Origin of the sequence: Ruminococcus sp. 1001713B170207_170306_F1 (genome assembly GCF_015668065.1) — a bacterium.
In the GTDB taxonomy this organism is placed as follows: domain Bacteria; phylum Bacillota; class Clostridia; order Lachnospirales; family Lachnospiraceae; genus Blautia_A; species Blautia_A faecis.
This window is the reverse complement of sequence record NZ_JADPEX010000002.1, coordinates 172,998-194,307: the sequence shown is the minus strand read 5'-3', so window position 1 is coordinate 194,307 and position 21,310 is coordinate 172,998. Positions and strand designations below refer to the sequence as shown.

Below are 21,310 nucleotides of genomic sequence, written 5' to 3'. Positions count from 1 at the left end.
GCTCTGTTATCGTGTCTGTTCTTTTTTCATTTTCGGTTTGTCGCTGTGAGCCGCCTGCTGCCCGGCATGTTTGCCCAGACTGTCATGTATGGAAGGCTTTTCACCTTGTTCCTGAGTAAGCTCCTGTTGGGTCAGTTTCCGATATGTGTCCATACCGGGAATCAGTGAAAGGCTGCGTCCATTGTCCCAGGCAACCCCAATCTGGCCTATGTCATCCACATACTTGACAGTTCCACGGGTGCCAGCGGGCACCGGGGCATAGGGATCATCCATATGCTGCAACAAAATCCGGGTATTCGGTGGGTAGGTCTGACGTATAAACTCCACTTGGTTACGGCTCGTAAACTCTTGATTCATCTTGAAATCCTCCTTTGCAATGTCTCTGGCTTGGGTAAGAAATAAATCCATTAGTCCTGGATGGCTACGGTCTACCACAAAGGAAACATTCCTGTCATATCCGAAACCGTCCTTATCTTCACAGACCGGGATTGTCTGCGCCCAGGCTTTGTTATCACGGGAAATTCGCCCGTCATGTTCTTTCTGCCGGACCGTGTTGGCAAGGACATAGAAAATCCGGCCAGGATCAAATTGTTGTAAGACCTGCTGCACACATGCGGGGCCTAAACGGTTATCCCGGTAGTTGTCCGCAATGGCCTGTTCGATTGCCTCTTTACACGCAATGTTTGCCTTGTGGGAAGCACGGTACTGATCCAGCTCCCCATGCTCATGCGCATAGGTGGCAGAATGAAAATAAATTGGCGTTGTATCTTTCAATCAAATCCCTCCAATCAAAAAGCTGCCATAGCAGACAGCCATAATTATAGAAAAAGGGCGGGGCTGCCAATGAGCCCCGCCGAAACTGTTTAACCAAATACGAAATCCTTTAACGCGCTGTTTGCGCCTCCGATGATCCCCACCAGCCAGGCCGCCGCCATTGGCAGACCGTAGGGGCTGATCAGGAACGCGATCACCAGCCATGAAAGCCCCGGCCAGAACCCGGCTGCAAAGAACAGCGCCAGCGCCGCCAGAAATACGATCCCCGATAGAATCCCCAGCACAGCGCCGGAAACGACCACCAGGAATTTACACACCAGATAGAGAATCCCCGTAACCAGTACAAAGGGAAGTGCCAGTAATTTACCAATCAGACGCATACGCCCGCCTCCTTTCAAAGAGAAACATATTGTCCCTCTATCAAAATTCTACCGTGCCGGTTGCCGGAAAGCAACGGCGTTTTTTTCCTGTTTACGAAATGTTCGCAAATCCCCGCAGCAGCTTATCCATGCCATCCCATAAACTGTCCAGGCGTGTGCGCAGATCGTCCACGTCGGCAGCGTAAATACTGCCGGTCTCATTGGCACGCCGGGTGTACTGGTTCAGGTTATTGGAGCAAATGCGAAGGAGCCGTATCATTTCCTGAATGTCGCTCATATCCAGATGGATGATATAACCGTCCACCGCCATCTTGCGCAGATATGCGGAGAGGTTGGTAATGCCAAGTTCCGCCATGCGTTCTTTTACCAGTTCGGCCTCCGGTTCGGACATGACAAATTCGACACGGACGGATTTTTTGTTATGCCCGGCCTTCATCGTTCAGGCTCCTTTTTATGGGAAGGCGGTTTCCGGGTGAAAGCGGCTACCGCCTGCACCTCTTTCAGTTTCCCCCGCAGTGTGCTCTTTTTCAGGCTATCCATATATTCCTGAATATCACCGGGCTTTGCATGGTAATCCCGCTTAACGTGCTCCCGCCGCAGGATTGTTTGTAATTCCCGCTCACTTTCCGGCAGCCAGGTCACACATTTGGAAGTTCCATGCTCTGCCTTAAACATGTTAATCTGCTGTATATAGGAATCATAGGGGAATACCGCCTGTGTACCATCCTGGAACAATACCGATACTTTTTCAATCGCACAGGACAGCAGCTTGACCCGTTCCACATGGGCGTGATAATCGAGAGGCCAGATACAGCCGGTGACTTTCCCGTCCTGTATGCCGTCCAGTTGGATTGCATACGCCAGGATAGAATCTTTCGTCTGCTCATGGTAAAACCGCCACACCTTATTTTCGTGGCTGTCCTGCAGGTAAACATCCCTTTCCCATAAACAGTAAGTGCCGCAGGTCCTGGACATCCATAAAAGCTGTTCATTTTCTCCATTTCTGCAAGCCGCAAGATTTTGTATCAGTTCCTTGTCAATATCAAAATCGTCCTTATAATGCTGCGTGTGCAGCTCTACAACCTTCCCTAAAAAGTCCAGCACATCCACGCCCTCAAATTTTACCGCGCCCATCAGCGTTCCCTTTCCGGCACAGGCGGCGCTGCCTGTTTCGCCTCATGCTCCGGGCGTTCCGCTTTCAGCCGCTCCATCAGGGAAGGTTTTTCCTCCGGCAAAGTCTCCGGTGCAAGCTCCCGGATTTCCTCATAGGTCTGGCCGTCCGTTAAGTCAGGGCGTTCCGGCGGCTCATTATTCAGCCGGCCATCCAGCATATTATAGTTTCCGGTCTGTCCTTCCTCGTAGAGTTCCGCATTACGCAGATAGCTCTCCGGCGGCTGGAAGGGCTGCCCGGCGAACAGGATTTCTCTTTGGGTGGTAAACTGTGCAAGGACGCCATTTTGCAGTCTCGCAAATTCTTCGTACTGGTGCAGGGTGAGTCCTCGTTCCAGCATTTCCGCCTGGGTATGCGCCCAGCCTTCTCCATAAAGAAAATAATACATATCGGGCTGATCACAGACAAAACACAGGGAACCGTCCTGATTGTCATAGTAAGATGGCTGCATATCCTGGTAATGGCAGCGTTCCTCATGCCCCAAATACACACGGTTGTCCGCACCCAGCATAGCGACCATACCCGCGTAATTACTATGAACCGCAGAGCGGATTTCTACCAGCGGATCTGTTTGAGAAGGAATCTGTCTGCCCGGAATCTCATTTTGTTTTTCCGCTGCATCATTTCTTGGTATCACTTCTTCATGGCTGCGTGCATCCAGCTCCGGTTGAGATGTTCCTTTCCGAACAGCACCGGGCTCCGGTTCTTTTTCTTTCACATAGTATCGGACATTTGCTGTCGTATGCTCGTTGGCTTCCTTTGCATAGTTTTCAGCAGCAGCTTTGGTATCAAACTCCAACGGTTTTCCATTTTCCTTGCACCAGCTTTGTGCCGGTCCGAAAATAGAAGTGCTGCTTCGTACTGCCCATACACCATAGGTCCGTTTCTTTTCCATTCCGCATCCCTCCTTATCGTTCCTGCTGTTTGGAAGTTTGTTGCTTTTTTACCGGGTCTGCCGGTTTTGTTGCTTTTAGCTGCTGACGGAGAGAATTCTTATGCTCCGGTTCGGAATCTGTGATGTTGACATATTCGCCAATGATACAGAGCGCTTCTCCATAACTGCCGGAAGCAAATACCCGATCAGACATTTCTTTTGCCTGTTCTTTCAAACCATGCTCCCGCAAAGTACGGGAAGCAATACCCAGCAGATTAAAAATGTTCCCATCTGCTCCGATCAGCGGACAATCCGGTTTATCTGCCAACGCTTCCGGTGTTTCTATAAATCCGCCTAAATAATTCGGCACAAAGTCCGACAGCCATGTGCCGCCATAGACTTCATGGGTCTGCAATCGCCACATGGCAAGTTTCCCAATGTCCAGCTTCACATTCTCAAAAGGATAGAGCAGACAGGTAAGCTCCCCATACTGGAAAGTGGAAACACCCTCAAATTTACTGCCATCCTTCAAAATGCCCGCTTCGGTGAACATCTCATTGATCCCGTCCACCCATTCCTTCAAATCCCCGCCGCAGCCCTGTAAGATCAGGCCGTCTTTGCCCTCCATGTGCCGCAGGTCATCGATTGTGATCGTATTGATATTCAAAAAATCGCCTCCTATCGTTCCTGTTGATGATTGGTTTTCTGCCGGGTGGCTTTTGCCTCCGGCTGTTTTTTTAGCTGCCTGCGGACAGAGGGTTTCTGCCCCGGTTCCCGCATATCCGTAAAAATATCGGATAACGGCTGCTCCCAGTTTTCCCCGAAGCCACGGACCACCGTGCCCGCCAGCGCGCCGTTTTCCTGAAACATTTTCAGTGTGTCAAAAGCCCGGTCAAACAGCGTGATATTTCTCTTATCTACACAGGGGGCAAAGTGGATCACCCCTTTGGGGTAGTCCCCGCCAGTGCCGATCCAGCCCCGGACAAAATTGTCATAGCCTTTTGTAATCCCGGCGTCGGCCAGTTCGTTGGCATGGCTGGAAACCATTGTACTTGTAGCTGCATACTGATAACCTAAGACCAATATGCCGGTTTTGGGGTTATACATAAAGCGCCGGTTATCAATCTGCTGTATATCAATCATCTGCCTCCTGGTATCAATCCGCATAAGCTCTTTTGTAATCGCTGTCTTTTCTATCTGCATCCCTCCCGTTTGTTTATTTGTCCGCAACTTAGACCTGTTTCGGGGCGTCAGAGTATTCTAATACAGCCACCCCTCAAACCGGGTCCCGAAAGCCTTGAAAATCAAGCCTCATTTTGGTTAAGTTGCGGACATATTACCTTTAATTTTTTCTGATCCGGCGCTTGCGTTCCCGCTCGGATTTCCGTCTGGCAAAGGTGCGGCAGGAATCCGAACAATACGCCTGGCTGGTAGTAGGCAGATAGGCTTTCCCACAAACCGGGCATGTTTTCTGTTTCAGGGAAGTGTCCTCGCCGGTAATGGCAGATTCCAGCGCCGGGTCCACCGGCAGCACCGCCTCCCGGAAGTATCGGCAGAAAGAGCCGGTCCACCATTTTTGCAGCATATAACAGGGGCAGTCTAAGGGGAGGCAGAGCCTATCCTGATTGTCATGGTTAGCGCAAAGGTCTGTTACCAGCCTTCGGATTGCTGCCCGTTCCTGTCTTGTTAATTCCCGTGAGGGCTGCCCGGTCATTTCTTTCTGCCTTTCTTAGCCGGAAATTCCAGCTTGAAATTCACATATTTTCCGCCCGTATCATCCAGCAGCACCACCGCGTCATAGGTCTTTCCCGTCTTTTCGCTGTAAAGCCCGGACATGGAAACGCGGCCCTCTTTCAGAAGGGCCGCCGCCACGGATTTTGTTATGGATTTTTTCTTGCCGGAAAAGAATTTATTGTCTTTCCACAGCGCAAAAGCACAGTCCCGGTTATCACAAAAGAATCCTTTTTTACCCTCATATACGGTTCCGCCGCAGCGGGGGCAGGTGCCGACAGCCTCACCTCCGTTTCTTTTTGCATCCGGGAAGAGGCCGGAAAAGCGTTCCTCCGGGGCGGTATGTTCCTTTACCAGCGTCCGGCTCATATCCGCAATCTGCCCCATAAAGGATTCTGCAGCCAGCTCGCCGCGTTCTACCTGCTTCAACATGGATTCCCATTCTGCGGTGAGCGTAGGCGATTTGATATTGTCCGGCAGGACCAGGATCAGGTTCGTACCTTTTTCCGTTGGAATAAGCTGCTTTTTTTTCCGATCCACAAATCCGGCAGAGACCAGTTTTTCCAGTGTAGCCGCACGAGTGGCCGGGGTGCCTAATCCTTTACGCTCGGTATCCTCCGGCATATCCCCGGCTCCGGCGGTCTCCATTGCTGCCAGAAGGGAATCCTCCGTATAGTGTTTCGGCGGGGAGGTTCTGCCCTCCCGGACGCTGGCAGAGACCGTTTCAAAAACCTGCCCCTCCTGCAGCATGGGAAGGGAAGCATCCGTACTCTCGTCATCCTCCGGTTTGGATTGTTTCAATCCCATGCGGTAGAGGCGTTCCACTTCCTTCCATCCGGCCTGCAATACGGTTTTCCCTTTTGCTGTAAAGGAATTACCCCGGCAGTCCAGGACCGCCGTCACCGCCTCGAACCGGTGCGCCTGGGCCGTGGCAGAAAGCAGCCTTGCGGCAATCAGCGTCAGTACATCCCGCTCCCCGGAAGGCAGCTCCGATAAATCCGTCCGGGCAACCTCCACCGTAGGGATAATCGCGTGATGGTCGGTGACTTTGCTGCCGTCCGTTACGCGGTCAATATCAGGTTCCCCTGTGCAGCCTTTTCCAAAGGGCATATAATCCCGCAGCCAGAGAACCAGGGAGGCGGCGGTTGCCTGCATGTCCTCAGTCAGATACTGGCTGTCCGTCCGGGGATAGGTCGCCAGTTTTTTCTCATAGAGGGATTGCACATAATCAAGGGTCTGCTGTGCCGTATAGCCATAAATGCGGTTACATTCCCGCTGCAAAGTTGTCAGGTCATACAGGCGGGGCGGCTGCACCGTCTTGACCTGCTTCTCCACGGATAGCACTAAAGCACCCTGCCCGTCACAGTCCATACAGATTTTTTCAGCTTCATTTTTCCCGGACAGCTTTTCCCCAGAGGCAGTAAAGCCGCCGCAGGTGATCTCCGGCACATAGAAGGGCTTGCTCGTAAATGCCCGAATATCTGCCTCCCGCTGTACCAGAAGGGCCAGCGTGGGCGACATGACGCGCCCCACATTCAGCGTGACGCCATACAGGACAGAGAAAAGCCGGGTGGCGTTAATACCGATCAGCCAGTCAGCCCCGGCCCGGCAGACCGCCGCGTCATAGAGCTTATCGTAGTCGCTGCCAGGACGCAGGTGCTCAAACCCGTCACGGATTGCCGCATCCTCCATACTGGAAATCCAGAGACGTTCCATCGGTTTCTTACATCCGGCGTGTTCATAGACCAGACGGAAGATCAGTTCGCCCTCCCGTCCGGCGTCCGTAGCGCATACCACGGAATCCACCCGTTTGTCTTTCATCAGCCGGCAAAGAAGGTCAAGCTGCTTTTTCTTATCCTTCGGCACTTCATATTTCCATGTTTCCGGCAGAATCGGCAGATCACCATAACGCCATCTGGCATACCGTTCCCCATAAGCCTCCGGCTGCGCCAGTTCCAGAAGGTGTCCCACGCACCAGCTTACCAGATAACCCCCGCCCTCCATGTAGCCGTCTTTTTTCTCATTCGCACCCAGAACCGCCGCCAGCGACATGGCGACGGAGGGCTTTTCCGCAATTACTAACTTCATTCCTGTAACCTCCATTTCTTTGAATTAGAAAAGGCAGCATAGCCGCTGCCCCTTATAAGCTCGGTTCCTGTTTGGTTTTCTGTCTTTCTTTTGGTGCTTTTGCCTCTCTTTCCTGTACCTGTGCTTTATTTTCGGAAAGACGTTCCAATAGTCCTTTTTCCTGTTTTCGTCCCAGGGTTTTTGCTGCCCGGTCATAATACTGCACCTTATCAGAAAGTAAATCCTCTGGCGGCACCTGGGTAGCATTCACTTCTTTTACCATATCCTCCAGTTCTTTAGTCTGCATATTCCCGTTATCCGGCACAAGGATAACTTCATGGGTCGATGATGGGAGGACATAAAAATCAGAACCAAGCAGCTCGCCGATTTTATCCAGTACGCCGTCTCTTGCCAGAACCCCGGCGCCATTTACTTTATTCTGGTTTGTCAGGATATACATAGGTATCATTTCAGATTCTAATGGTTCCGTCTGTTCAAAAAGATTCTCAGGCTTTACGGACAGCATTATTTCTGACATCACATCATCCATTGTGTATAAACAGACAGGATTCCGGGCGTTTTCTGCTGACACCGTATCGTGGTGAAGCTGCTCTGGTGTAATTCCCCAAAGATTCAACATATCATTTGTAACAACAGCGGAAGCCGTTCCGCTGCTGTCCTCCATGATCTGAATACGGTAGGTTGCCGCCAGTTCCCCACATGCGGTATGGGGTTTATCTTTCAAATATTCCTGATTCTTTTCCGGGTCGCACAGACGGATCGCAAGCAGCGGCCTGGCTGTTTCATAATCCTGAAGTCCTTTCACATCAATAGGAAGTTCCAGGCTGTTTTCCATTTTTATCTGTGCAATTTCCTTCATAATGTCGTCCATCGGGCGGCCTTTGCCAAACTGTTCCTCATAGTGTTCCAGATAAATGGACGGTACAGCCGTTTCATCATCCTTTCGGATGATAAGCCCTGTAAGAATCCGGTCATTTCCTTTGGTGACTTTTTCAAGGGTTATCTTTGCATCCTGATAGTCCACCGGCAGATATTCCCGGATATGGTTTTTGATATTTTCTGCAAATTCCTGGTTCATTCGTTTTCCTCCCGTTTCCTGTTTTCTAACCATTCATCTTCCTGCTTTCCCGTCTGCAAAAGACACATCAGCACAACGCCGGCAGACATTCCCCCGGTGAATGTAAGAAAGTGTGTAATCATGTTCCACATAAAAAATCCTCCTAAAAAATAGGTAAAGAAAAACGCCCACCGAAAAGTGAGCGCATCATCAAGTATCAGTTATCCATTTTTTCATTTTCTTTTCGCAATGGGTTGGCCTGGCAGAACAATCTCCCCGACAGGGATTTCCCGCAGTACCTTTTTCATCTGGTGGGCAAACCGGATTGTCCTCACCGTGCCGCCTTTTTCCCTCCCGTCATACACAGCGATCACCCGGTCTGAGTGTTCCACCATGTAGCGGTTCCGGTGGGAATAGACGCTGGGGTGGTATTCCTCCTGCATGACAACAACATCCGCGCAAGCCTCCAGCATTTCATAAGTCCGGCCCTTTGCCATCAGGCTGTCCAGACGCTTTTGATAGGGAATGACAGCAATCAGCTCCAGCGCCGGATTTGTCTTTTTTTTCTCCAGCACAATCTCGGCAAAATACTGGTCCACGCCGTCTGCGAAACCGCTCATAAAGCGGGTAAACCCGTCTGCAACCGCTGAATCAATTTCACGCCGCAGGGCGGTCTTTACATGGTTAATCTCTTTCTGGGGTAAATCCCTGTGTCCGGTGACACAGCAGGTCTTTCCTTCCATTTTTATTCCTCCGTCCGATAGGTATTATTCTTCACTTTCCATATTGTAATAGATTTAATTTAGCAAGTCAACGAAAACACCCTTTTTCCCTTTGCGAATAATACAAGGGCGTGAGGTACAATCTATTACAGAATGGGAGGTGAAGGCGATGTATGAAGATTTTGTCCCGGAACGGCTGGCAAAGCTGCGGACACAGAAAGGCGTATCTGCGCGCGATATGTCTCTATCGTTAGGACAGGCAAACAACTACATCAACAACATTGAAAACAAAAAGTCACTTCCCGCCATGCAGTCTTTTTTCTATATCTGTGAATACCTGGGTGTAACACCGCAGGAATTCTTTGATGAGGGTAACACCTGCCCCGAAGCCTTGCGGGAATTTATCGCAGAGGCGAAACAGCTCGACTCCAAATCCATGCAGTATATCCTCGGTATTATGAAAGAACTCAATAGCAGAAAGTAAGCGGTCACGGTGCTGGCCGCTTTATTTGTAAATTTTTTTCGTACCCCTTGCATAAATCCCTCAAAGTGGATATACTATAAGTAAGAAAGTAAGAATTTCTTACTTTCAAACTTAAAGCAAAGGAGATGATCGTATGCTGGCCGAATTGCGTCAAAAAGCCCAGGTCACAATTCCAAAGGAAATCATCGTTAAACTCGGTCTGTCCGAAGGCGATAAACTGGACATCTTCGAGAAGGACGGTTCCATCTGCATCATGCCGGTGGTTGTCTACCCCAAAAAATATTTAAGCGAGCTTAAAGAAGAAATCGGGGATGTAAAAGCAAAAATCGCATCCGGGGAGCAGCCTGTCTTTGACAGCGTGGACGCCCTGTTTGACAAATTGGAGGCGGAATGATGGCGTATGAGTTTACCTTTACGCCCCGTTTCCAAAAGCATTTTAAGGGTCTGACCGTACAGGAGAAGAAGCAGCTTAAAAACAAGCTGGAACTTTTGGCCGAAAATCCTTCCCATCCGTCGCTGCGCACTAAACGCATCCAGGGAACCACGGATCTTTTTGAGTGCAGCGTCAACATGGACATCCGCATTATCTGGTATTACGAAGGCGACAAAATGATTATCCTGGTGGACGTAGGGCACCACGACATATTAAAGCAGTTTTAAGCAGCAGGGCGGTACGCTATGACAGTGTACCGCCTTTTGCTGCCTTCTGCCTTTCTTTTATTGTACCCTGCAATCTTCCTGATATGCCCAATCTCACTACCGGCGATAATTCCCTAATTACTCTCTAAAAGTCACTTTTTTATTTTCCTGTACTTCCAAATCCGCCTGTGCCGCGCTGCTCGCCAAGTTCGGTAACAAAATCCGCGATCACAACCGGGGTGATCACAAGCTGGCCCACGCGGGAGCCTTTGGAAAGCTCCTGCGTCTGATTGCTTACATTACTGATGATCGCATGGATTTCCCCACGGTAGCCGGAATCCACAGGAGGCAGTTCACAGACCAGCCCTTTTACCGCCATGCTGGTACGTGGGAACACATAGCCCGCATAGCCGTCCGGCACTTCAATCCCGAATCCAAGAGGAACCTTTGCGATCTCTCCCGGCTGCAAAGTACAGTCATAGGGCATGTAAACATCCGCGCCGGCATCGTTCCCATGCGGACGGAAAGGGCGGCGGCCCTCCGGCACGCCAAAGTCAATCAATTTGATCTTCATGCGCGCCTCCTTCCGAAAGTGCCGGATAGTCCGCTTTCAGAAGATCCTCCGGCGTTATATCCGCGTCTATTTTTCTGCCGCAGGCCATTTTCCCCTCCAGGCATTTGTCCCGTTGGCAGAACGATCCTGTAAGGCCAGGGGCAAACAGCGCCGGGCTTAAGGTATAAAGCTCCTGCCAGATTTTCAAAAGTACGATCCGGGTTTCGTCCGTATTGCGCCGGCATACCCGCTGGCCGATGATGTGTTTCCACTGATAGGGCGTGGCGCTGATAATCAGCACATTCCGAAGCCCCTGGGGTGTGGCATAGCCCGCCGCGTCATGGCCGATTCCCTCGGCACACAGCTTTTCGTAACAGTCCATACCTTCGTGACAGCTTTTTAAGTACAGTTCCCGGACCGCAGCCGGGGCGGCCAGAATCTCATAGGGTACGGCAAAATCCGCCTGCCCCGCATAATTGCTGTACTGTAAGGACGCGCTCATAAACTTTACTTCGTTCTGATGGCGCGTGATCTGCGACAGGAACCGCCTGCTTGCCCCCACAACAGCAACGGTGATCACCGCAAATTTCTGAACCGTGGGGTGCGGAAGGCCGCTGATTGCCGCCACGGTATTTTCGCTGAATGATTTTTCATAAAGAGCCATCAGATCATCCATTGTGGCAATCCGGTGGCCCCTTTGCGTGAGCCGGGCGGCAAAGACCATGTTTTTCTCGGCCTCTGCAATCGCCTGACAGTTTAATATTTTTACTTCAATCCGTTTGATTGGTATGTCCCTCCTTTACAATAGCTTTCAGTAAGAACAGATAGTTGAGACTGTCTGTGATCTTTTCATTCCATGTACTTAAATCGTAATCCGTATCATCGTCAAAGCACATGTCATACAGGGAAACGATATGCTTCGCCAGCATCCCGGCAAGGGCACGCTCCGGCGTGGTGTGCTGTAAAGCTGCCGCCGCCTTAAAAGCCCCCAGCCGGTCCGTATCGTCCCCGGTGTATTCTTTGGTTTTCTTTTGCAGAGTGTCAGCGCAGAGCTGCACCTGCTCGTCAAATACGGCATTGACTTCCTTTTGTGTGATATGGCATCCCTCCTTTGAAAATGAACTGTCCCGAATTTTGTCTATTATTCGGGACAAATTTATATAAAGTTCCCGGCATTATGCGCTGGGAAGGTAGATCCAGTCGTGCATCAGGCACACGCTGGGTTCGTCCTCCCTGGGAACCAGGCGGTAGGTACATTCCCCGTACACGGTCCGTTTGTCCTCAATCTCCATGCCATACGCCTTATAGAAGCGGTATTCCAGGTTGGAAATGATACAGCGGAGCGTCTGCAGCGCCTCCCGCTGTGAGGTCACGATCAAATCCCGGTCAATGCTGCGCTTTAAGAACAGCAGGGATTTATAAAGCTGTACCTCTGTCCGGTAAGGGCGGCAGTTCATATGTTCCAGCCAGTTGCTAAAGGCTACCGGCCCGCTCTGGATCACATCACGCTCCGGGTGGTAATACTCGTAGCAGTCCAGGTTTGCCGTGTTCAAAAGATAGAGCATTTCCCGGACCTCATTTTCCGGCATATCATAGAACCGCAAAAGGGAGCGGTACAGATGGACGTAGCCGGGTATTGGAATAATGGCATTCACCATAGAAAAATCCTCCTAAATAGCAGGTGCGGGAGCAGACAGCCCCCGCACCGGTTTCCCATATTCTTGTTAATCGTTTACAGCCGCCAGTTTTCCCATGACAATGAAGCGGCTCGCGCCTCCGGGCGTACAGGTGGAAAGGGTCAGCACCTTGTCACTGGAAGTCACCGTAACATCGGTTTCAATGACAGAACGGCCCGCCATTTCAGAAAGCCATGTGGTGTAGGCCCCGTCATCCTTGAAGCTAAGCCTCCAGGGGGAAGTGTCGCTGCCGGACTCGCTGGGTTTTGCTACAAACGCCGTGAAAATTTCCACGACATAGCCGCCGTCAGGGGTGACAAGATACATCTGCGGGTGTCCGTCATAATAGCTCTGTTCGTCATACTCATTCAGCGTGGCGAACATGGAGCCGTCCCGCATATTGTGGCCGTAGATAATGGTATTGCGGTCCGAAAAATCCTCCTGATTTTCATAATCCGCAAACAGGCAGCCCGTCTTATTATAGGTACCGTCATACAGGTGGTGCAGGTAATACTCGTTGTCGTCTGTCTGCGTGACCGGGTAGTTAATGGCCGTATCAGGAAGGGTAAGCCACCCGATGATGTCCGGCCCGGTTTCCCGGAGCGCATCAAAATCCACTGTGGGGAGGACCACAGAAGGGTCCTCCCCGGCAGGTTCCGTTTCCGTATTATCGTCCTCCGGCGCTTCGGTCTGCTCTGGCAGCTCTACATGGGAAGCAATGTCCTCATAGGCCCCGGCGCTCTCGGAATACTGGTTAAGGTCGCGTACCATCAGAAACCCGCTGCCAAGTGCCAACAACCCGCAGAGGGAAACCACCGCAATACCAACAACTTTTCTCTTTGGGGTATTTCTGCTGTACTTGCCCTTTTTGAAATAGGCTGCGGCAAACAGCCCGCCGCCAATCACAGCCAGCGCCAGGAGCCCGCCATACAGGAAAATGAAATTGTCATCCCCAGTCTGCGGTACCGCTTTATCAGGGTTAGATGGTGTGGACGGATTGGACGGTGTTTTCGGATTATCCGGGTTATCCGGGGTGGTCGGTTTCTCCGGCTTTTCATTGAAGAACTGGACCGTTGCGGTTTCGTCTGCCTTGATCTCCACGGTGGCAGCGTCAGGAATGATATAGTCCCTGCTTGCCCGGTTGGAGATTTCCGTTACGGTATAAATGCCAACACGCAGCCCTTTGACCTCGATCACGCCGGATTTTGGGCTGGTAAAGGTCTCACAGTAGGAGCCGTCTGCGCTCTTGACCTCAAAAGCGAACCCATCCTTGCGCCCGTCACTGGAATCCTTTGTAATCTTCAGGTTCCCGCGGTACGCCTCATTGGTAAAGCCCCGTCCGGCCTCACCATTTTCCACAACCGCAACCTGGCCGTCCTCTGTGATGGCAAAGTAGTAGGCGTTCCCGTCAAGCTGGTAGCCCTCCGGTGCCTTGCTTTCCTTCACAAAGTAGCCCTTTGCCAGAAGGCCCTCCGCGGTATGGTAGCCTGCATCCGATTCTTTCAGTGTGCCGATCTTCGTATCTTCGGAATCAAATTCCTTATTGCCGTTGGCGTCCTCATACAGATCGAATACCGCGCCGTAGAGGAAACGCAGGAAGGTGTTGTTATCTTTGTCCTCTTTCTTCACAGAAGAAGGCTCGTCTACTGCCTCGGTTTTCATCACCTGCACGCTGCCGCGGATCAGGGTATTTTCCACTTTGATTTCAATGCGCTGGCCGTCCACACCGATATAGATATGGTGCTGCTGCGGGCTTACCGTATAAAGTGCCGGAGAGGAAATTTCCTTTACAATCCAGTGGCCGTAAGGGATATTCTCAAAGGCAAAGCTGCCATCCTCGGCAGTGGTGACAGTAAGCAGCGCATTTTCCTCGGTAAATTCTTCCGTGTCCGGCCTGAATAATCCCATCAGTGCCCCGGACAGCTTCACATCTTCGCCGCCCTCCGGGTTTTCGCCGACTTTCACGCCGTCCACACGCCCGCGCAGCAGGTCGTTGGAAACAACCTCGCCTTCATTTACAAGAATCTGCACCAGCGCCGCCTCCTGGCCGGCATACTCAAAGACAACCGGATATTCGGTATCAGAGAGGATATAGGCGTTGTTTGTGGTGCGTTCCTTCACATAGTAGCTGCCAAAAGGCAGGTCGGAAGCAAAGGAAGCGTCATAGCCGCCCGCCTCATTCGGGTCAACGGAAACCACCTCTAAAAGCCCGCCAGCCGGAATTACGCTGCCGTCAAGAGCCGTCAGGTCTGCGGAAGCATACAAGCCGAAAGAAATATCTTTGTATTCCTCATTCATGCCAAGCCCAAAAAGATCGTCCGTTTCCAGTGCTTTGAACAGGCTCACATCCACCTTCTGACGCTCGTCATAAAGTCCGATGGCGGTCTGCGTTACTTCCACAGTTTCACCCGCATAAGTAAGCTCGGCATATTCCGGCTGGGTATTTAAGACCATCCCCTCCGGCGCCTGGCGTTCCTCCAGACGGTAGCGGCCCAGATAGAGAAGCCCGCTCTGGGCGGTTCCATCCTCCCCGGTGGTAAGGGTTTCCACAACCGTATCTTTTGCCGCCCTGAGCGTTCCGTCACCGGTATAAATATCTTCATCCGCGATCACGTCATAGACTGCGCCCGGCAGCCCCATGACCTCATACACCGGCTGGTACAGACCATCGTTTTCCTGGACGGAAGCGAATACCTCGCCGGTCTTGGTGATGGTAAGCTGCCCCTTCTGCGGCATATTGTACTGCGTAACCGTGACAACGGCCTCGCTGCCGTCAATGGTAAACGGCACCGGCTCGCTGGAAAGTACATACCCGTAAGGCGCCGCCACCTCGTAAAGCTCATAATCCCCGGTGTGCAGAGGCTCCGGCAGCATCAGCCAGCCTTCATCCGATACATAGAAGGTATCAAGGGTTTCCGGGTTCGGATAGTAAATATCCTGGGTGACAAATTCCCCGGTAGACAGGTCCTTGATCTGGAAACCGGTGCCCGTCATGGGGATAATATTGCCGGTCTCCGCGTCGCATTTCTCCACACGCAGCCTTGCGGTAATGGTGCGGTTATTCAGGATATAACTGTAAGTCTGTCCGTTGGAGGAAATAAAGACCGTAAAATCCGGGATAAACGCTTTTCCTTCCTCGCCGGAAACCTGGTGGATCGTATAATGGCCGTAAGGGAGCATTTTGGAGGAAGCGAAGCCGTCTCCATCGGTGGTGAGCAGATCACGCTCGCTTTCCTTTGCCGCATCATAGTTGCCTGCCGCCTTCAGGTAAACCTCAAAGACCGCACCGGCCTCCGGGCGTTCAATGACGCCCTCATTGGGTTCGTCCGTATTTTCATCCCCGGACACATCCGGGTCCAGGTCGTCCGTATGCTTCACCAGCTGGATATTTCCATAAATGACCGTTTCCGTAACCTGGTTTTCCGTGGTATTCAGTTCCACTTCATACAGGGTCGGGGAAGCGCCCACCTCATAGACCGTATCGTTTAAGAGGTAGCCGGTGCTGGGATCAATCTCCCTCACCGTCCAGTTATCACCGCAGACATAGTAGCGGGTCATAAAGCTGCCGTCCGGCCCGGTGGTGTAGGTGTCTACCAGCTCGCCATTGTTATAAATGCCATAAGTCGCCCCGGCAAGGGTGGCGTCGCCCTGGGCGGTGCCGGTATCAGCGTCGCTCTTTACCGCATGGACGCGGAACTTTTTCAGGATATTGCTGAAATGCACCGTGGAGGTCTGGCCGCTTTCAATGGTGACATACTGCGCGGAAGGGGTCACATAACGGTCCACCGGCAGCTCTTTCACCAGATAGGTGCCGGGCAGCAGCTTTTCTTTAATCTGCCCGTTTTCTCCGGTAGTGACAGTTTCATCCACTTTATTTCCCAGAATGTCCGTACCGGAGATTTGGAAAGGAATCCCGGACACAATGCCGTCCTCACTGGTCTTGACAATCTTTGCGGTGCCGTAGGTTTCGGTCTTGATCTTTACAAAGAAGGAAACCGGGTCGCTGGCGCCGGTCATCATAGTCTGGTAGCCGGGTCTGCCCCAGATCAGCATGTCATTGGCAACCGGGATGTCCTTTCGGAATTCAAAGGTGACGGGGTCCATAATCATGTTCTTACTGGTGAACGTGTACTTGTTCCCGCTTCTTGTGACGGAAACGCCGCTGCCTTTCAAAGTCTCCAGGTCGATTTTCAGGTTATTGGTGTCCGTGACAGTCAGGGTATAAATCTTCTTTTCCGTGTCCCATTTCAGTTCCAGCTCTGGTGCCTCGCTTTTCTTCGTGGAAGTAAAAGAGGGGACCGTGGAATGGGAGGCAACCTGTGACAAAATCCAGTTGTAGGCTTTTTCCGCAGGACGTCCGGCAATCACGCTGAAATACTGGTTGGCGTCTGCATGGCCGTTCCCATGCCGGCTGTATGGGTCGCTGCGAAGCTGCTGCTGGTATTCCCAAAGGATGATCTGCGTCGCCATTTTGTAATCGTCCTCGTTAATGCCGGACACAGGGAGGGAGGCGCCGGGTTTCCAGCCGTAGATTGCCGTGAGGGTGATCCCCCGTCTTGCCTCGGAAGGGAGCAGGTTTAAGTAATTGCTGTTGGTGCCGCTTTCCGATGTATAGGTATTGTCGGAAGTGTTATAGGCAATGCCGCTTTCCACACAATATACCTGCTGGCTGCTCCCGTCCGAAGCTGTCAGCATATAGTGCCGGTAAGCGTTGCCCCCAGAACTGCTGCGAACATCCATCGTTCCATCAGAATTGTAAACAAGGTAGGTGTAAGGCGCCGGCGCATAATAATGCTGTCCGTCAGACCCTACATATTGATCGCCCAGCCAAGAGCTTGCTTTCTGTCCCGGCGAAAATGCGAACGCCTGGGTAGGGATCATCCCAAAGACGCATACTGCGCAAAGCAGAAATGCCAACAGCCTCTTTACGCCGCTGCGGTAATGGGTATTTATTTTTTCCATGAAATATCCTCGCTTTCTTAAAATAGTAAAGGACAGCTTTACTCGCTGTCCTCCTGTTCCTTATTGATTCTGTCATCAAAATCATCTTCGGAGAGATATTCCGGCTCTCCATAGGCTTCATCCGGGTCAAAGCCTTCGCCGTACCCGTCATCCTCGAAATCTTCGTCATCCTCTGCCTGCTGCTTCGGACGGACGATCTTTACATAATAGCCAACGCCGCCTACCGCAAGCAAGGCAACGATAATAAAGATAATCGTGCCGGCGCTGCCGTTGTCCTTTTTCGGCGGTTCGGTCTGTGCGGGTTCCTCTGTTTCCGCAGGTCTTTCCTTTCCTGTGCAGCCTTTGAGGTCATTCTTGCAGACCGGGCAGGCGGTATTGACTTCGCCGGCTTCGCATTTATCCGTACAGGTGCAGACGTCCTCTGCCGGGATCACGCTCATGGTGCCCTCGTTCTTTTCCGCCAGAGCCATCAGGTCAGCTTCGGTAACACCATTCAGGAAGTAGACGTTGTTGTCGTCCCGCTTGCCGTCAATGATAAGATAGAACACATTTCCGGCCTCGGTGGTAATCGTGTAAAACTGCTTATCGTCACCCTCGCCAGTAGCTTCATCCAGCACTGTGCCGGTTCCCTCCGGGGTAAACGCGCCATCCGGGATAGAGGAAGTGGTTTCCGTTTCTTCCTGGGAATTGGAGCTGCCGCCATTTGTGCCGGAGGCTGTATTGCTGCCAGTATGGTCCGTATTCGTACCCGCATTAGAGCTATTCCCGGAAGCATTACTGCCGGAATTGCTGCTTTGGGCGTTAGTATTTGTACTGCCGGAAGAAGCAGCCTGGGCTTGCACAGGTTTCACCGCTGCGCTGTTCTGGTTCTGCTGTACCGTGGCAGCAGGTTTCTCCGTGGGTGCTGGTTCCTCATAATAGGGATTCTCAAACTTCACGGTCTTTGAGCGGTTCCCGGCATAATCCTGGGCATACACGCTTACCTGTTTTCCTGTGCCGGCATAATCCTTTAAGGTGACGGTAGCCGTCCCATTGGTCAGGGAGTTGATACGGTTCCCGTCCACAAAGACCGCCTCCACGCCGGAATTGTCGTCGCTGCTTTCTACTTTCAGCGTACCGCCGTCCAGAGAAGCCGCAAGCTCCGGCGGTGTGGTATCTTTGTCCCCGGCAGCATAAGCCGTCAGGGGCAAAGCGATGGCGCTTATGACAAGCACAAGCGCCAATAGCAGAGAGATTTTTTTAGTCCTCATTCATGTCCTCCTGTTTCTGCAGCGGACCATCCCCGGACGGAGCGGCCTGCTGCGATTTCAGAAATTCGGCCAACTGCTGGGGCGTCAGATGGAAGCTGCGGGCAATCGCCACATAGTCGGTGTTCTCCAGCTCCGTTTTCTGTTTTTCCAGGTCGCGGAGCCTGGCCTGCATCTCCGCAATCTTGTTTTTCGTCTTGTCAATCTCTTTCTCCAGTTTTTCAATCTTAGGGTTCAATTTATTACCTCCAATCTGTCAGGGCAGACGCCCAAATGTATAAAAGTGTTGCTGCCAGTAGCTTGTGTTGATGTTCGCGTAGGAGATCGGGTCCCCGCAATGGATCATCATCCCGTTACCCACATAGATTCCCACATGGCTTGCGCCGCTGGTATTGTAGGTCCCCTGGAAGAAGATCAGGTCGCCGGGTCTTGCATCGGCGCTTGATACAGGCGTACACACGTCTAAAAGCCCATTCGCGGTCAGGCGTCCAAAGTTCCAGCCCACGCCGCAATGGTTGACTACCCAGGAAACATAGCCGGAACAGTCAAAGGAAGTGGAAGGGCTTGCGCCGCCCCATACATACGGATAACCTAAATACTTTTCGGCCTCCGCAAGCATGGCCGCAAATTTTTCATCCGCAAGGGCCTCCGGTGGAACATCATAGTCAAAATAATTCCCTCCGCCGCCTGCGCCTGTTGCCGGCAGATGCCGCTCGCTGGTATCGCCGGTATCGGCAAAATACAACGGGTTCCTATACTGTCCGTCAACCAATACCTCCAGGTGCAGGTGCGGCCCGGTGGAGTTTCCGGTGCTGCCGACCTTTGCGATCACATCCCCGGCCTTTACCTCCTGTCCGGCAGATACTAAGATTTGCGAACAGTGGCCGTATTTGGTGGTAAGGGAGTGCCCCTCGTAAGCCTCGCCCTCAATGGCGACGCACAGGCCATAGCCGCCTGCGTTTCCTGCCAGCGTGACCGTGCCGTCATGCCCGGCCAAAATCTCCGTGCCCTGGGGCATCCCAATGTCAACGCCGGTATGGTAGTTCTTTTCCCCGCTGATCGGGTGTACCCGGTAGCCGTAGTAGCTGGTGACATAGGGCAGCCAGTTCGTGCCAAACACATTTTTCACATACTGCCGGTTTCCTTTGGTCTGCAATAGAATCTCGCAGATTTCTTTCTGGTCTGCGTCCATGCGTGAAACCACCAGGTTTTCAAGCGGCGTGGAAGTAAGCGTTACATTTAAGATGTGCCACTCATAAGGCACTTCTTCTTCGGTTTCTTCGCCGGTCTCCGGGTCCACATGGGTCTCTGTCCGGTAGCGGATTTCCGTTTCTTCTGAAAAGGATAAGGAATACTGCCCGTTAAAAAGCTCCCGGAGAACACTCTCGATCTGCGCATAGGTGAAATCCTGATACGCAGAGGTGAGATAACCCATTAAAACATAAGGATCATGCTCAATGGGGCCGATATTATAGCGGTACTCGTCATAACCGGGCCGGTCCGATTCCACACGGTTGATCTGCATCTGCAGGTCCGTTTCCCACTCGGTATATATAAGCTCCGCATTGTTGATGTCCGCATCGTCCGCCAGATAAGTAGAGGCGGCAAGGCTCCCCAGCCCTCCGGTTCCGATATTGGAAAAGGAAGAAAACAAGGAAGCGATCAGGAAAAATACCAAAAGGAGCAGGATCACGATTCCGCATAGAACCGGGTGGCGCTTGACAGCGTGAACCACACTTGCAGCGATCTTTTCCGTGGTAACGGCGGTGTCCTTTGCCCGCTTTCCGGCTTTTTGTGCCTCCCTCGCTGCCTTGGCATACTGGCGTTTTAGTTTTTGTTTCTGCCACATCCGGGCAAGAAGATTTTTCTTCAGCTCCGGGTTATTCTGTAATGCCTGCCGGTAGGCAAGCCGGGCATTGGCCCTGGCTGATTTCTGCTGTAATTTTGCCACCCTGCGGTATGGCACGGTCTTATGCCTGTGATATGCCATGCGCAGCCCCGACTCGCTTACAAGCTCGGTGCGGTGGGCCGCTTTAATGCCGACATTTTCATTCTCCGCCTGGTAGATTTTTTTGTGGGCGTAGCCAACCGCCATGTTTGCACCGGCCTTTACCGGGCGCAGAGGAACCGGACCCTTTACATGGGTCCGCTGGGATTTCACTTCCTTTTCAAATTTCAGGCGTTTTTTGGCCTTACCCGTATCAGGATCAGAAGATGTTTCCATCCGCAGCTTACGGCGGGCAGGCAGACGGTTTTCCGCCTGCTCCAGTTTTTCCGCTGTCCGTTCCGCTTTCCTCCGGGCTTTGGTGAGCTTTGTATCTTTTGCCTCTGGTGGGAGTTCGTCAGCGGTAAATTCCAGCTTGGAAGGCCGTTTTGGTTCTCCTTCGGCTGCCTCCGGTGGTTTCTCCTTTGGTTCCTCGGCTTTTGCCGCCTCCTGGAAACGCTGCTGGTATTTGTTGCCGTGCTGGTGCATCCGGGAACGGCGTTCTGTCTGGCTGGATTCTCCCTGCGTGGAGTGCCCTATATCAGAATTGCCGCTGTCAGAATCCTCACGCCAGGAATCCACATATCTAAAATCCCTCCGGCGCGGTTCCGGTGCAGAAGTTCCCGGTTCCAGAGGATTCCGTGTTTCAGGTGCCCGTGCCGGCTCATGGTCCATATCCCTGCTTTCCAAATGTTCCGGTATGGAAATATCCGCCTGCTGCGGTACATCCGCTTTGAAAGGCTGTGTATCATCCGCTGCCTGCTGTGCTGCGGTTTCATACCTCCGGCTCCGGGCCGTTCCCGAAGAAGAAGGGGCGTCCCTGACCCGCAGCAGGTTAAAATCCTGTTCGCTCTGCCGGGTGTCCATACGTTCCTCCGCATGGGAATCACGGACCGGCATCCGGGTATCTTTCTTTTTCCTCTGAAATTCTTTTTCCCGCGGCACTGTTATCACCTCCAGTCATTTTT

General features: G+C 52.2%; 23 protein-coding genes. 3 read left to right on the top strand and 20 right to left on the bottom strand.

Going from position 1 to position 21,310, the window contains the following annotated elements; genetic code table 11:
- Positions 1-6 precede the first annotated feature (6 nt).
- The 12 genes from I4V84_RS19770 to I4V84_RS02545 all read right to left on the bottom strand — a co-directional run bounded on the left by I4V84_RS19770 (position 7) and on the right by I4V84_RS02545 (position 8,818).
- On the bottom strand, positions 7-774 hold the full coding sequence (locus I4V84_RS19770) for a DUF3849 domain-containing protein (RefSeq protein WP_006861318.1): 768 nt from the start codon (positions 772-774) through the stop codon (positions 7-9).
- An 89-nt stretch (positions 775-863) separates the two neighbouring features.
- Positions 864-1,154 carry a CD1845 family protein gene (locus tag I4V84_RS02595; RefSeq protein ID WP_006861317.1) on the bottom strand — a complete coding sequence of 97 codons (291 nt, stop codon included), beginning with the start codon at positions 1,152-1,154 and terminating at the stop codon, positions 864-866.
- A gap of 91 nt (positions 1,155-1,245) precedes the next feature.
- Positions 1,246-1,590, bottom strand: a complete 345-nt coding sequence (mobC, locus tag I4V84_RS02590; protein ID WP_006861316.1) for a plasmid mobilization relaxosome protein MobC — start codon at positions 1,588-1,590, stop codon at positions 1,246-1,248.
- Complete coding sequence (locus tag I4V84_RS02585; protein WP_006861315.1) at positions 1,587-2,288, bottom strand: hypothetical protein; 702 nt, start codon at positions 2,286-2,288, stop codon at positions 1,587-1,589. The genes mobC and I4V84_RS02585 overlap by 4 nt, the downstream gene beginning before the upstream one ends.
- Positions 2,288-3,220, bottom strand: coding sequence for a DUF4316 domain-containing protein (locus tag I4V84_RS02580; RefSeq protein ID WP_006861314.1), 933 nt, complete (start codon positions 3,218-3,220; stop codon positions 2,288-2,290). The genes I4V84_RS02585 and I4V84_RS02580 overlap by 1 nt, the downstream gene beginning before the upstream one ends.
- 13 nt (positions 3,221-3,233) lie before the next feature.
- Positions 3,234-3,866: a hypothetical protein gene (locus I4V84_RS02575; RefSeq protein ID WP_195991188.1), complete on the bottom strand. Its 633-nt coding sequence runs from the start codon at positions 3,864-3,866 to the stop codon at positions 3,234-3,236.
- Between the two features lie 11 nt (positions 3,867-3,877).
- Complete coding sequence (locus I4V84_RS02570; protein WP_006861312.1) at positions 3,878-4,402, bottom strand: hypothetical protein; 525 nt, start codon at positions 4,400-4,402, stop codon at positions 3,878-3,880.
- 139 nt (positions 4,403-4,541) lie between these two features.
- Positions 4,542-4,913 carry a cysteine-rich VLP protein gene (locus tag I4V84_RS02565; RefSeq protein ID WP_040782657.1) on the bottom strand — a complete coding sequence of 124 codons (372 nt, stop codon included), beginning with the start codon at positions 4,911-4,913 and terminating at the stop codon, positions 4,542-4,544.
- On the bottom strand, positions 4,910-7,018 hold the full coding sequence (locus I4V84_RS02560) for a DNA topoisomerase 3 (protein ID WP_040782654.1): 2,109 nt from the start codon (positions 7,016-7,018) through the stop codon (positions 4,910-4,912). Before I4V84_RS02560 ends, I4V84_RS02565 begins: the two co-directional genes overlap by 4 nt.
- A 52-nt stretch (positions 7,019-7,070) precedes the next feature.
- Positions 7,071-8,096: a DUF5688 family protein gene (locus tag I4V84_RS02555; RefSeq protein WP_006861309.1), complete on the bottom strand. Its 1,026-nt coding sequence runs from the start codon at positions 8,094-8,096 to the stop codon at positions 7,071-7,073.
- Entirely contained in the window at positions 8,093-8,227 is a 135-nt protein-coding gene (locus I4V84_RS02550; protein ID WP_006861308.1) for a DUF3789 domain-containing protein, read from the bottom strand. Before I4V84_RS02550 ends, I4V84_RS02555 begins: the two co-directional genes overlap by 4 nt.
- Before the next feature lie 81 nt (positions 8,228-8,308).
- A complete protein-coding gene (locus I4V84_RS02545; protein ID WP_006861307.1) occupies positions 8,309-8,818 on the bottom strand; it encodes an SLOG family protein in 510 nt (169 codons plus the stop codon).
- 148 nt (positions 8,819-8,966) lie between these two features.
- Here I4V84_RS02545 and I4V84_RS02540 point away from each other — a divergent pair, with 148 nt between their 5' ends.
- The 3 genes from I4V84_RS02540 (at position 8,967) to I4V84_RS02530 (ending at position 9,941) form a co-directional block, all read left to right on the top strand.
- A complete protein-coding gene (locus tag I4V84_RS02540) occupies positions 8,967-9,281 on the top strand; it encodes a helix-turn-helix transcriptional regulator (protein ID WP_033143530.1) in 315 nt (104 codons plus the stop codon).
- Positions 9,282-9,414: 133 nt separating this feature from the next.
- Positions 9,415-9,675 (top strand): AbrB/MazE/SpoVT family DNA-binding domain-containing protein, encoded by a 261-nt coding sequence (locus I4V84_RS02535; RefSeq protein WP_033143531.1) that lies wholly within the window; start codon positions 9,415-9,417, stop codon positions 9,673-9,675.
- A complete protein-coding gene (locus I4V84_RS02530; protein WP_033143532.1) occupies positions 9,675-9,941 on the top strand; it encodes a type II toxin-antitoxin system mRNA interferase toxin, RelE/StbE family in 267 nt (88 codons plus the stop codon). Before I4V84_RS02535 ends, I4V84_RS02530 begins: the two co-directional genes overlap by 1 nt.
- A 139-nt stretch (positions 9,942-10,080) precedes the next feature.
- On the opposite strand, the gene I4V84_RS02525 is transcribed toward I4V84_RS02530, so the two are convergent.
- From I4V84_RS02525 to I4V84_RS02490, 8 genes are all read right to left on the bottom strand, one after another.
- Positions 10,081-10,494 carry a deoxyuridine 5'-triphosphate nucleotidohydrolase gene (locus tag I4V84_RS02525; RefSeq protein ID WP_006861303.1) on the bottom strand — a complete coding sequence of 138 codons (414 nt, stop codon included), beginning with the start codon at positions 10,492-10,494 and terminating at the stop codon, positions 10,081-10,083.
- The gene (locus I4V84_RS02520; RefSeq protein ID WP_208786283.1) at positions 10,475-11,257 is read right to left on the bottom strand and encodes an FAD-dependent thymidylate synthase; all 783 of its coding nucleotides are present in this window, start codon (positions 11,255-11,257) and stop codon (positions 10,475-10,477) included. The genes I4V84_RS02525 and I4V84_RS02520 overlap by 20 nt, the downstream gene beginning before the upstream one ends.
- Positions 11,244-11,627 carry a hypothetical protein gene (locus tag I4V84_RS02515; RefSeq protein WP_006861301.1) on the bottom strand — a complete coding sequence of 128 codons (384 nt, stop codon included), beginning with the start codon at positions 11,625-11,627 and terminating at the stop codon, positions 11,244-11,246. Before I4V84_RS02515 ends, I4V84_RS02520 begins: the two co-directional genes overlap by 14 nt.
- Positions 11,628-11,648: 21 nt before the next feature.
- Positions 11,649-12,131: a hypothetical protein gene (locus I4V84_RS02510; protein WP_006861300.1), complete on the bottom strand. Its 483-nt coding sequence runs from the start codon at positions 12,129-12,131 to the stop codon at positions 11,649-11,651.
- A gap of 66 nt (positions 12,132-12,197) precedes the next feature.
- The gene (gene srtB, locus I4V84_RS02505) at positions 12,198-17,111 is read right to left on the bottom strand and encodes a class B sortase (protein WP_195991187.1); all 4,914 of its coding nucleotides are present in this window, start codon (positions 17,109-17,111) and stop codon (positions 12,198-12,200) included.
- A 38-nt stretch (positions 17,112-17,149) separates the two neighbouring features.
- The gene (locus I4V84_RS02500; protein WP_195991186.1) at positions 17,150-18,361 is read right to left on the bottom strand and encodes a DUF4366 domain-containing protein; all 1,212 of its coding nucleotides are present in this window, start codon (positions 18,359-18,361) and stop codon (positions 17,150-17,152) included.
- Entirely contained in the window at positions 18,351-18,596 is a 246-nt protein-coding gene (locus tag I4V84_RS02495) for a DUF4315 family protein (RefSeq protein WP_195991185.1), read from the bottom strand. Before I4V84_RS02495 ends, I4V84_RS02500 begins: the two co-directional genes overlap by 11 nt.
- A gap of 18 nt (positions 18,597-18,614) precedes the next feature.
- Positions 18,615-21,287, bottom strand: a complete 2,673-nt coding sequence (locus tag I4V84_RS02490) for a CD1108 family mobile element protein (protein WP_195991184.1) — start codon at positions 21,285-21,287, stop codon at positions 18,615-18,617.
- Positions 21,288-21,310: the final 23 nt, after the last annotated feature.